This window comes from Cypionkella sp. TWP1-2-1b2, from assembly GCF_049896245.1.
Lineage (GTDB): Bacteria > Pseudomonadota > Alphaproteobacteria > Rhodobacterales > Rhodobacteraceae > Cypionkella.
The window spans coordinates 53,700-65,444 of record NZ_JAFCTX010000011.1 but is presented as its reverse complement, the minus strand read 5'-3'; the positions used below and the strand labels follow the sequence as shown (position 1 = coordinate 65,444).

Here is an 11,745-nt window from a genome sequence, read left to right as displayed (position 1 = left end):
ATGCTGTGGGAGACTATAACCCTCGCCTTCACCACCATCATCCGCAACAAGCTGCGCACGTTTCTGACCGTGCTGGGTGTGGTGATCGGCGTTGCTGCGGTGATTGCGATGGTGACGATTGGGCAGGGATCATCGGCGCAAGTCAGCGCCAGTGTGGCGGCTTTGGGCACCAATGTGCTGACGGTGCGCCCCGGCACGCGCGGGTTTGGCCCGCCGACCGGAGGCGCGCAAGCGCCGCGGTTTAGCCTGAAAGATGCCGAGGCTTTGGCGGAATTGCCCGTGGTCGGCTTTGCCGCCCCCGTGGTCAGTTCCGGGCAAACCGTGGTGTTCGGCAATGCCAATGTGGCGACGCAGGTTTACGGCACCAGCAATGATTACACCCGCGTGCAGAACTGGGCCATGCGGACGGGGCGCAGTTTTGAGCCGCATGAAGAAAGTGCCGGGTCGGCGGTTTGTGTGCTGGGCCAAACCGTGGCGACCACTTTGTTCGGCAATTCTGATCCGGTGGGCCAAACCATCCGGGTGAAAAACGTCGCCTGTCAGGTGCTGGGGGTGCTGTCTGCGCGCGGCTCGGGCAGTTTTGGGCAGGATCAGGATGATCTGGTCCTGATGCCCGCGAAGGCGGTGCAGCGGCGGCTGGAAGGAAACAGCAATGTCGACAGCATCGCGGTGGCTTTGCGCAAATCGGTCAGCGCGGAGGATGGCATCGCGGCGGTGCAATCGGTGCTGCGCGAGCGGCGGCGGATCGGGCTGACCCAACCGGATAATTTCAGCGTTTCCGACAGCAAAGAGCTGTCAAATATGCTCGGCGGTATCAATACCGTGCTGACCGGGCTGCTCTCATCAGTGGCGGCGGTCAGCCTGTTGGTCGGCGGCATTGGCATCATGAACATCATGCTGGTGTCGGTGACGGAACGCACCCGCGAGATCGGTATAAGGCTGGCGGTGGGCGCCAGTGCCGGGCAGGTTTTGCTGCAGTTTCTGGTGGAAGCGGTGGTGCTGTCGCTGCTCGGCGGGGCGATTGGCATCGGCTTGGGTTTGGCGATTGCCTATGGCGGTTCGGTGTTCATGGCGATCCCGTTTGCGCCTTCGGGCGCGGTGGTGGCGCTGGCCTTTGGGTTTTCGGCGCTGATCGGGGTGGTGTTCGGTTACTTCCCAGCACGCAGGGCGGCGCGGCTCGATCCGATTGAGGCGTTGCGGTATCAGTAACGCGCAAAGTGCTTTGCATTGCAAAGTTTGCGTGCTAGGAAGCGGTATGACCGAAATCAACCGCGCCCTTGCCGACATCGCCACCATCCGCAATCAGATTGCGGGCGCGCGGTTGTTTCGCGGCTTTGGGCCTGCGGTGGTGGCGCTGACCGGGGTTTTAGCACTGATCGCGGCGATGTGGCAAAATCAACAGGCTGTGCAGGCGGTGGCCACATATTTCGCGCTGTGGCTTGGGGTTGCAGTGCTGTCGCTGGCGCTGATCGGGGCGGAAATGTGGGCTTTGTCCAAGCGTTACCATGGCGGGCTGGCTGGTCCGTTCCTCTGGGGCATGGCGGAAGCCTTCCTGCCCGCCGGTCTGGCCGGGGCCAGCATTGCGGCGGTGCTCTATCGCTTCGCACCCGAGGCGATGTGGCTGCTGCCCGGATTGTGGCAGATTCTGATCGCTCTTGCTCTGTTCAGCGCGGGTGCGCGGCTGCCTGCCAGCCTGCGGATTGCCGGGGCATGGTATTTTCTGGCCGGGCTTGGGTCGCTGATTTTGGCGAGTGAGGCTGGGCTATCGCCGTGGCTGATGGGGCTGCCGTTTGGTCTGGGGCAGCTTCTGGTTGCGCTGTGTCTCTATCTCGCGGGGCGCGATCATGGTTAAACCTACCGCCCGATATGCCTATGACGGGCTGGACCGGGTGATGCATGAAAAGGCGCGCCTCAGTCTGCTTACCGCGCTGATCACCCATCCTAAGGGGCTGTCGTTCACCGAATTGAAGCAGCATTGCGGCCTGACCGATGGCAATTTAAGCCGCCATATGAAGGTGTTGCAGGATGCTGGGCTGGTTGCTGCGGTGAAGGGCTATGATGACAACCGACCCCTTACGACGGTGACGATCACGCCCGCTGGACAGCAGCAGTTTCTGGAATATCTGAGCGTGCTAGAGCAGGTGCTGCGAGACGCGGCCCCCTTGCCCGCCAGTTTGACCGCCACATTTCCCGATGCCGAACCGGATTTGGTCTGAGCTTTTATTTGTGGAGTAACTTTACAATGCAAAGTAGTTTGCCAAACGCAGATCCCTCGCTGTTTCCCAAATTGACCCATCTGCATGGCCCGCAAACCCGCAGGCTGTTGCGGCGTAGTGTTGCGATCTATGTCGTGCTGTATGGCATAGCGGTGGCGCTGCTGCTGCTGGCACCTGCGACTTGGGCAGGCTTTGCGCTGGGGCTGATGGCACCGGGGGCGGGCTTTGCCGCAGGTTGGTCGATGCTGGCGGGTGGTGCGCTGTTCGGCGTGGCCCTGCTGATCTGGTTTGCCACCGGCAATGTGCTGCTACCGCCGATGGTTTGGCTGGGCGCAGCTTGGCTGGCAGTGGAAAACACCCCCTCGCCTTCGCAAAAATCAACCGTGCCCGTGCTGATTATACTGGGTTTTGCGGCGCTGTGGCTCTGGCAGCACCACGCCCTGTACCGAGCAAAAAACCATCGGCTGCGGCTGAACGCGCATCTTGCCGTCTGCCCCGCCCTGCCCGCACCACCCCCATCCGCCGACGCTTTGTCTCCCGCCGATCTTGCCCGCCTGCGCCTGCTCTTGGACCGCGCCTTGCAACCCGTAGAGACCTTCAACGGCTTTGAGCATCGTGATCCGTTTCAGACCGCAGCCTTGCGCTATCAGGTGAATTTTGTAGCCTTCGCGCTGGCGCTGGTGCAGGCACAATACGCCCCCGCCTGTAAGGGCTATCTACATCAGGCGCAGGATAACCTGCTGATCAAGATACAAAATCCGAAAGTCTGGCGCTATTGGGCATGGGAAAACCTCTGGGGCAATCTGCGCCATGACCCCGATCCAATCCGGCAGGGCAATATCATGTATGCAGGCTTTGTCGCCGCCCAAATCGCGCTGCGCGCCAATGCCTGCGGCTATCCGTTTGATGCAACACAGGTGCAGGTCAGTGGCGGGCAAAGCTTTGCCTACAGCCAGCCGCAAATCATCGAAACTCTGACCCGACAGTACGAAACCTCCCGCCTTGGCCTGTTGCCGTGTGAGCCGAACTGGGTCTATCCGTTGTGCAATCTGATCACTGCCGCAGCGATCCGCGCCCATGCTAACCGCCACGGCACTCAGCATTGGGCGCGGATTTCTGGGTGTTTGCGGGCCGGGCTGGAGGCGGAGTTTATCGGCGCAGGCGGTACTTTTCTGGCGTTCCGTTCCAGCCTGACCGGGATTGTTGCTCCAGCGGTGGGCGGCGCGCTGATGCAGGGCTATCCGTGCGTTTATCTGAATGCCGTAGCTCCCGATATGGCACAGCGGCAGTGGCAGACCCTGCGGTTTGCGCGACAAGGGCGCGATTGGCGGCGGGCGATTTGGCGGCTGGATGTCGGCAATTACGGCCTGTCGCGGGCGGCAGGCTACACCGGATTAGCGCTTGCAGCGCGTGAGATCGGCGATGAAGCCGCAGCCGCCGACCTGCTGGCGCTGCTGGAGGCGGATTGCCCCGAAGTGATCGCCGCTGGGGTGGCGCACCGCGAAAGTGCGTCACTTTGGGCCTTGGCGCATGAGGTGATGGCGAGGGCACACCGGGCGGGCGGCTTGGCTGCGCTGATGCAGCCGCAGGTGGGTGCGGGGCCGTATATCGAGGCGGTGGACTATGCTGAGACCTTGGTGGCGAAAGCGCGCAATACCGCAGGCGGGCTAGAGATTGTGCTGGACCCCCGCCAACCCGGTCAGTCACAAAGCCTTGTTTTTGCAAGGTTACATCCGAATCACACCTATCTTTTGCGCGGTGATATCAACGGTCGGTTGATTGCGGATGCGCAGGGCAAAGCGGCGTTGCAACTGGTGCTCAGCCAGCGCACAGCCTTTGTTCTATACCCAGAAGAAGGGGAAACCCCATGATCTGCTGTACCCTGATCATCGCCCTGCTTGGTCTCATCGGCATCGCTTTGCATAAACTTGGCCTGCGCCCCGCCTCGCCCTTGGCATGGCGACCCGACAACCCAAAGCCCGCACGCTTCGCATGGACCGCCCGCGCCCGCAGTTTCCACTACGCTGGCCGTGGCCTGATCTGCGCTCTGCGTGAGGAACATAACGCCCGCCTGCATCTGGCCGCCGCCATCTTGGTGACAGCGCTGGGTCTGGGCCTGCAGTTCACTGCCGCCGAATGGGCGCGGACCCTGTTTGCGGTGGCCTTGGTGTTTATCGCCGAGCTGCTCAACACTGCGCTTGAGCAGCTCTGCGATGTAATTTCCCCCGGGCCCAACCCCAGCATCGGCAAAGCTCAGGATATCGCCGCCGCTGCCGTGCTGATCGCCGCCCTTGCGGCTTGCGCGGTGTTGGCGACGATCCTGTTGCCAAGACTATTGCCCGCCGCAAACGCGATCTGCGGCGGCTGAGGCCTAACAGCACCGTTCATGGCTTGCCCTTCTGTCATCAGATGCGGCAAACTGCACCCTTACGCAAATGTCGAAACTGGGGGCGCGTTGTGATCTATCCAAGGCCACGGCGATGATCCCCGACGATCTGCGCCCGCCCTATCGCTTCATCGCCTTCGATGTCGAAACCGCCAATCGCAACGCGCATAGCATCTGTCAGGTCGGGTTGGCCTGCGTCGATGACTGGGGCCAGATTGACACTTTCAGCCTGCTGGTCGATCCCGCCGAGCCATTCTCGGATTTCAACACCCAGTTGCATGGCATTGACGCAAAGGCTTGCCGCGATGCCCCGCAATTCCCCGAAGTGATCGCCGCCCTCGCCCCGCTGATGGCGCGGCAGCCGATTGTGCAACACTCCAGCTTTGATCAGCGCGCGGTGGCGGCGGCTTGCGGCTGGCATGGGCTGGAGGTGCCCGACCTGCACTGGGTCGACAGCGTCACCATCGCGCGGCGCGCTTGGCCCGAGTTCAAGGGCAATGGCGGGCATGGGCTTGGCCATCTGAAACAGGCGTTGTCGTTGCAGTTTCAGCACCACGATGCCGGCGAGGATGCCCGCGCCGCAGCCCAAGTCGTGCTCTGCGCCGAAGAAAAAACCGGGCACAGCTTTGTCGAAATCCTCGCCAAACAGGGCGCGAAACCGCCGCGAGAATGGCACTCCGCTACCGCCTATTACGAACCATTTGAATAAAATTTGTTTCATCTTGGCGGAAATACTCCACGGGGGTCTGGGGGTGTGAAACCCCCAGCCTGGTCAAGCAAGCCACCGCCTCAAGCCGCGCTATTTCTCAAACGGCTGCCCCAGTGAGGCAATGGTGTTCAGCCGCATTCGGCGACGGTTCGAGGAAATCACCGCCAGCATCAGGATCGTCACGATATAGGGCACGCAGGCCAACAGCTGCGACGGGATGTTGACGCCCGCCGCTTGGGTGGTCAGCTCGCCCAAAGACAAAGCGCCAAACAGGAAGGCACCGAACACCACCCGCCCGGTTTGCCAAGTGCCAAACACCACCAGCGCCAGCGCAATCCAACCACGTCCGGCGATCATGCCATCGGCCCAAAGCGGTGTGTAAACCGTGGAGGCATAGGCCCCGGCAATCCCCGCAAGTGCGCCGCCAAAGCCAATCGCCGCACAGCGGACCCTCAGCACGCGAAAGCCTATCGCGCGGGCGGCATGGGGATTCTCGCCAACAGCGCGGAGGATCAGGCCGAGTTTGGAGTGGTTCATTATGGCCCAGATCACCAAGGCTAAAGCCAGCGTCAGCCAAACGACGATATCCTGCACGAACAGCGCCCCCACCACGGGCAGATCGGACAGTAACGGCAGCGCCAGTTTCGGCAATCCGCTGATCGTCAAGCTTTCAAAGCTTTTGCCAAACAGCGCTGACAGCCCGGTGCCCAGAATCCCGATCGCCAGCCCCGCCGCCACCTGATTGGCGACAAACCCCAGCACGATCAGCGCGAACAACAGCGACAGCGCCGCGCCGCCCAAGCCTGCGGCCAGAAAGCCCAAGGCATGGCTTTGAGTGGTATAGGTGGTGATAAACCCCAAAGCCGCGCCCAAAGCCATCATGCCCTCAAGCCCAAGGTTCAGCACGCCAGACCGCTCCACCACCATCTCGCCCAGCGCCGCCAACAGCATCGGCGTCGCGGCGGCCAGCATGCCAGCCAGAATGAAATCAACCGCGTTCATGGCATACCCTTGCGGGTGAAGCTGATTTTGTGGCGGATGAAGGTCAGCCCCGCAAGGTAGAAGCACAGCAGCAGGCCCTGGAACACCCAAACCGCAGCGATCGGCAGATCCGCCGACACCATCGCATTATCGCCGCCGATATAGATCACCGACATCACAAAGGCCGAAATCACGATGCCCCATGGGTTCAACCCGCCGAGATACGCCACGATGATCGCTGAATAGCCGTATCCGGTCGAGACCGAGCGTTGCAACTGGCCCAAAGGCCCTGCCACTTCCGCCGCTCCGGCAAGGCCCGCCGCCACCCCCCCCAGCAGCAGACTGAGCCAGATCGCACGGGCTTCGCTGAACCCGGCATAGCGGGCGGCGCGGGGCGCTAAGCCTCCGACCAGCAGTTGAAACCCGGCAAAGCGGTGGCGCATCAATATGTAGGCCAACGCACTGGCCACCAGCGCGATCAACAGCGAGATATTCACCCGCGTGCCGGGCAGCAGGATCGGCAGCAAGGCGGCATCCGGGAACATCACGCTTTGCGGAAAGTTAAAGCCATGCGGGTCTTTCCACGGCCCGAGCAGCAGGAAGTTCAGCACCTGTGCCGCGATCAGTGACAGCATCAGCGTCACCAGAATTTCATTGGCATTGAACCGCGTGCGAAACAGCGCCGCGATCCCGGCCCAAGCCATCCCGGCCACAGCCCCCATCGCCAGCATCGCGGGCAGCATGAACGCTGAGTCCCCCTGCGGATACCACACGGGCAAAGCCGAGGCCGCAATCGCACCGATGATCAGCTGGCCCTCGGCCCCAATGTTGAACACATTGGCGCGAAAGCCGATGGCAAGACCTTGGGCGATCAGCAGCAAAGGGGCCATTTTCAGCAGCACTTCGGAAAAGTTATACCATGTCAGGAACGGCTCCAGCAGCAGCGAATACAAAGCCTGACCGGGGGCCTTTCCCAACAAGGTGAACAGCACCACCGAGGCGACAATCGCGCAGACAAAGGCCGCGACGGGGGCCACCAGCATCGCCATCCGCGAGGCGCGCTCACGGCGGATGAAGCTGATCCTCATGCCGTCCCCTCGGGCGATTTCCCCGCGCCGATCATATAGGTGCCGACCTCCTCAGCATTGGTCGCAGCGGTTGGCAGAGACGGCGACAGATGGCCCTTGTGCAGCACATGCAGGCGGTCGCAGATCTGGAACAACTCCTCCAACTCCTCGGAAATCACCAAGATCGCCGCCCCCGCGTTGCGCATCGCCACCAAGCGTTGCCGGATATCGGTGGCAGCCCCAATGTCAACGCCCCAAGTCGGCTGCGACACCAGCAGCAATTTCGGCTCAAGCATCATCTCGCGGCCCATGATGAATTTTTGCAGATTGCCGCCCGACAGCGCCCCCGCTTCGGCTTCCGGGCCGGGGGTGCGCACGTCATAGCGGGCAATGCAGGTGGCGGTATAGGCGCGCTCTGGTTTGCGAAGGATGAAGCCACGCACAACAAGGCCCGCGCCATGTGCGGTCAGCAAGGCATTGTCGGCCAAAGACATTTCCGGCACTGCCCCGCGCCCCAAGCGTTCCTCTGGCACGAAAGCAAAGCCCATCCGACGCCGCGCATCCACGCCCACAGCCCCCACGGCATGACCCAACATGCGGATACTGTCGCCCGGCTGCACCACCTCGCCCGAGATCAGTGCCGCCAGTTCCTGCTGACCATTGCCGGAAATCCCGGCGATGCCGACGATCTCACCGCTATGAACCCGCAGGGAAACATCCGACAGCGAGACGCCAAACGGATCGTCGTTCACATAGTCCAAACCGCTGAGTTTCAGCCGCACCTCGCCCACAGCTTGCACCGTTGCGGGCAAAGGCGGCGGCATGGCGCGACCGATCATCAGGGTGGCCAAATCCTTGGCGGAATGGGCACGCGGGTCAACGCGACCTGTAACTTTCCCGCCCCGCAGGATCGTTGCAGTGTCGCACAACTCTTTGATTTCTTCCAGCTTATGGCTGATGAACAAGATCGCCATGCCGCGCGCCTGCAACGCCCGCAAAGTCTCAAACAACCGCGCAACACTTTGTGGCGGCAGCACCGAAGTAGGCTCATCGAGGATCAGCAGTTCGGGGTTCAGCAGCAGACAGCGGATAATCTCCACCCGTTGCCGCTCGCCCACCGACAGCGCATGCACCATCGCTTCGGGGTCAACATTCAGGCCAAATTCATCGCCCAAAGCCCGGATGCGGCGGGCCAGATCGGCCTTCCGCCCCGGCACGATCAGCGCGATGTTTTGCACCACCGACAGGGTTTCAAACAGCGAGAAATGCTGGAATACCATGCCAATCCCCACGGCCCGCGCCTCGGCGGGGCTGGCAAGGTTCGCCGGCTGACCCTTCCATAAGATCACGCCAGAGTCGGGCGATTCCACGCCATAAATCAGCTTCATCAGCGTGGATTTCCCCGCGCCATTCTCGCCCAAAATCGCATGGATGGAACCGGGATCGACCACCAGATCAATCCCGGCATTGGCTTGCACCGCGCCATAACGCTTTGATACGGCTTGCAAAGACAACAGCGCGGTCATCGGGTTATTTCGGCAATGGCGTGGTGACGCCTTTGACATGCCAATCCATCGACAAGATCGCATCATCGCCCAAGGTCACACCAGCAGCCACGGCCTCGGCCCCGTCCTGGTTGGTCAGCGGCCCGGTGAAGGGGCTGAAACTGCCGTCCAGCAAGGTGGCATGCACCGTCTCAATCTTCGCGACCATATCGGGCGTAATGTCGGGGTTCCAATCTGCGACGAACACACACTTATCCGCCATCCCCAGCCACGCCGAAGCGCCCGCAAACGTCCCCGCAAGATGCGCCGCCACACTCGCCTTAAAGAACGGTGCCCAATCGGTGCCAACCACGCCAAGATATTTCTTCGGCGCATAGGTCTTCATCGACGAGTTCAGGTTGAACACATAGGCCCCGGCTTCTTCACACGCAGCCACCACCGACGGCGTGTCCTGCGCGTTGGAAAATACCACATCGCAGCCCTGCGACAGCAGCGCCTTGGCGGCTTCCTGCTCTGACGCCGGATCGAACCAAGAGTTCACCCAGACCACCGAGACCTCCATCGTCGGATCGACCGACTGCGCGCCCAAGGTAAACGCATTGATCGAGGTGATCAGTTCGGGGATCGCAAAGGCCCCCACGCAGCCCAGTTTCTTCGACTTCGACAGCGACGCCGCCGCCATCCCCATCAGGTAGGTGCCCTGATAGTAGCGCGCCCCAAATGGCGAGAAGTTCGGCGCGGTCTGATAGCCCGAAGCGTGCAGGATCGACACTTCCGGGTGCGCCTTGGCCAGCTTCAGCCCGCCGTTCATATAGCCAAACGAGCCGAGGATCAGGAAGCTGTTACCATCTGCCACGGTCTTGTTCATGATGCGGTCGCCATCGGGGCCTTCGGCGATGTTCTCCAGCAGCGTGACCTTGATCTTGTCACCATATTCGGCCTCCAGCGCCTTGGTGCCAAGCTCCAGCGTGTGCGACCAGCCGACATCAGCGGCGGGCGAGGGCACGATCAGAGCGACGTTCAGCACGCCATCTTGCGCGAAGGCCGGGATCGGCAGCGCCAAAGCGGTGCTGGCGGCGAGGCTGGATTTGAGGAAAGAGCGGCGGGTTTGGGTCATCGGGTTTCCTTTGGGATCAAGTCATGATGCGGTGAAGCGAGGTTTCGGCTTTTGCGAACAGGTCGGACTCATCAAGGCCGGGAAACTGGCCGTCGCGCCAGACGATGCGGCCGTTGATCATGGTCATATCGACCGGGCGACCGACCCCCACCTTGGGGATCAGGCTGGCCGGATCATGGCGGGTGTCGACGAATTCCAGACGGCGGGTGTCGATGGCAAACAGATCAGCGGCCATGCCGGGGGCAAGGCGGCCAAGGTCTTTACGGCCCAGTAAATCCGCGCCGCCGGTGGTCGCGTAGTGCAGGAAGGCAGAGGGGTCCGGCACGGGATGTTTGCGGGTATTGGCGACCAAGCATTGCAGCATATAGGCGGAATGGACGGTGTGCATCAGGTTGGAATTGTCGTTCGATGCAGCCCCATCGCAGCCCAAACCAATCCGCAAACCCAAGGCCTGCATCGCCGGAATATCGGTGACTTCGGCCCCCACCAGATAGACGGGTTCCGGGCAATGCGACACGCCGGTTCGGGCAGCGGCCATCTGCGCCAACTCGCCATGCGTCAACTCCCAGCAATGCGCATACCAAGTGTCGGGGCCGGAAAACCCCATCTCGTCAAGGTATTGCACCGTTCTGCGCCCCGTCCGCGCCTCGATCACCGGGCTTTCACCTTCGCCGACATGGGTGTGCAGCAATACGCCTTTATCGCGGGCGAGGCGGACGGATTGCTCAAACGTGTCCTGATAGCAATTCACCGGCTGGCAGGGGGCCACCGCGACTTGGCGCATACTGAACGGCGCGGGGTCATGGTAGCTATCAATCAGCCGCTCGCAATCGCCGATGAATTGATCGGTGGTCTCCAGCATTTCATCGGGAATGGTGCTGCCTTCGGATTTCGGCAGGGTATTGCCGCCACGTCCGGCATGAAAGCGGATGCCCAGAAGATCGGCGGCCTCAAACTGCCGATCCACGATGCGCGACCCGGCATGCTTGGGGAAGTTGTATTGGTGGTCAAACGCCGTGGTGCAGCCGTGTTTGATCAGTTCGGCCAAAGCCACCACCGAGGAGTGGTAAAACTGATCCTCGGTCAGCCGCGAGAAGATCGGATAGATCAAGTCCAGCCATTCGAGCACCGACAGTTTCGTCCAATCCAGATCGGCACGGTTGCGCACAAAGCATTGAAAGAAATGGTGATGGGTGTTGATCAAGCCTGGGTAAATGAACCAGCCCGAGGCATCAATCACCTCTGCATCGGGGGCAGTCAGGTTCGGCCCGATGGCTGTGATCTGCTTGCCGTCGATCAGCATATCCTGCCCCGCGAGCACCAGATCAGAGGCCGAAGGCACAATCGCGGCGCAGTTTTTCAGCAGGGTGCTCATAGCAGCGGCTCCAGTGGCGGCACGGCTTCGGGGGCGGGTTTCAACTCATGCAGGCGGTGAATCCCCGGCATCTCGATAAACCCCGGCACCGCGCGGATGGCGCGGGACCAGAGGCGTATTGAGGGATAATCGCCGAGCGTCACGCCGCCATCCGGCGCAAGCGCCACGTTGGGAAAGCAGGCGATGTCGGCAATGGTGGGGGCGTCGCCTGTCAGGAAAATCCGCCCCGCGAACCGCGCTTCGGTCAGCTGGGATTCCAACTCGCGCAGACACTCCACCCCTGCCCTCCGAAACGCGTCAATATCGCCGGGATACAGCAGCATATCATGCAACCGCGCCATACCCAAACTGGCCCCAAGCCGCGCCGAGAACGCCAGCCATTGCTGCAC

12 protein-coding genes are annotated in these 11,745 nt (G+C 61.8%); 6 read left to right on the top strand and 6 right to left on the bottom strand.

What is annotated here, in order from left to right:
- The 6 genes from ACP7AP_RS09345 to ACP7AP_RS09320 all read left to right on the top strand — a co-directional run bounded on the left by ACP7AP_RS09345 (position 1) and on the right by ACP7AP_RS09320 (position 5,311).
- Positions 1-1,209 (top strand): ABC transporter permease, encoded by a 1,209-nt coding sequence (locus ACP7AP_RS09345; protein ID WP_426033939.1) that lies wholly within the window; start codon positions 1-3, stop codon positions 1,207-1,209.
- 46 nt (positions 1,210-1,255) lie between these two features.
- The gene (locus ACP7AP_RS09340) at positions 1,256-1,852 is read left to right on the top strand and encodes a hypothetical protein (protein ID WP_426033938.1); all 597 of its coding nucleotides are present in this window, start codon (positions 1,256-1,258) and stop codon (positions 1,850-1,852) included.
- Positions 1,845-2,216, top strand: a complete 372-nt coding sequence (locus ACP7AP_RS09335) for a transcriptional regulator (protein ID WP_426033937.1) — start codon at positions 1,845-1,847, stop codon at positions 2,214-2,216. Before ACP7AP_RS09340 ends, ACP7AP_RS09335 begins: the two co-directional genes overlap by 8 nt.
- A gap of 38 nt (positions 2,217-2,254) precedes the next feature.
- A complete protein-coding gene (locus ACP7AP_RS09330) occupies positions 2,255-4,087 on the top strand; it encodes a hypothetical protein (protein WP_426033936.1) in 1,833 nt (610 codons plus the stop codon).
- Complete coding sequence (locus ACP7AP_RS09325; RefSeq protein ID WP_426033935.1) at positions 4,084-4,584, top strand: diacylglycerol kinase family protein; 501 nt, start codon at positions 4,084-4,086, stop codon at positions 4,582-4,584. The genes ACP7AP_RS09330 and ACP7AP_RS09325 overlap by 4 nt, the downstream gene beginning before the upstream one ends.
- Before the next feature lie 112 nt (positions 4,585-4,696).
- The gene (locus ACP7AP_RS09320) at positions 4,697-5,311 is read left to right on the top strand and encodes an exonuclease domain-containing protein (protein WP_426033934.1); all 615 of its coding nucleotides are present in this window, start codon (positions 4,697-4,699) and stop codon (positions 5,309-5,311) included.
- A 90-nt stretch (positions 5,312-5,401) separates the two neighbouring features.
- On the opposite strand, the gene ACP7AP_RS09315 is transcribed toward ACP7AP_RS09320, so the two are convergent.
- The 6 genes from ACP7AP_RS09315 to ACP7AP_RS09290 are packed head-to-tail and all read right to left on the bottom strand — an operon-like array spanning position 5,402 to position 11,745.
- Positions 5,402-6,313, bottom strand: a complete 912-nt coding sequence (locus ACP7AP_RS09315) for an ABC transporter permease (protein ID WP_426033933.1) — start codon at positions 6,311-6,313, stop codon at positions 5,402-5,404.
- Entirely contained in the window at positions 6,310-7,380 is a 1,071-nt protein-coding gene (locus tag ACP7AP_RS09310) for an ABC transporter permease (protein ID WP_426033932.1), read from the bottom strand. Before ACP7AP_RS09310 ends, ACP7AP_RS09315 begins: the two co-directional genes overlap by 4 nt.
- Positions 7,377-8,885, bottom strand: a complete 1,509-nt coding sequence (locus ACP7AP_RS09305; RefSeq protein ID WP_426033931.1) for an ABC transporter ATP-binding protein — start codon at positions 8,883-8,885, stop codon at positions 7,377-7,379. The genes ACP7AP_RS09310 and ACP7AP_RS09305 overlap by 4 nt, the downstream gene beginning before the upstream one ends.
- A 4-nt stretch (positions 8,886-8,889) precedes the next feature.
- A complete protein-coding gene (locus ACP7AP_RS09300) occupies positions 8,890-9,981 on the bottom strand; it encodes a BMP family ABC transporter substrate-binding protein (protein ID WP_426033930.1) in 1,092 nt (363 codons plus the stop codon).
- A 16-nt stretch (positions 9,982-9,997) separates the two neighbouring features.
- The gene (locus tag ACP7AP_RS09295) at positions 9,998-11,356 is read right to left on the bottom strand and encodes an amidohydrolase (RefSeq protein ID WP_426033929.1); all 1,359 of its coding nucleotides are present in this window, start codon (positions 11,354-11,356) and stop codon (positions 9,998-10,000) included.
- Positions 11,353-11,745, bottom strand: coding sequence for a glutathione S-transferase C-terminal domain-containing protein (locus ACP7AP_RS09290; RefSeq protein WP_426033928.1), 393 nt, complete (start codon positions 11,743-11,745; stop codon positions 11,353-11,355). Before ACP7AP_RS09290 ends, ACP7AP_RS09295 begins: the two co-directional genes overlap by 4 nt.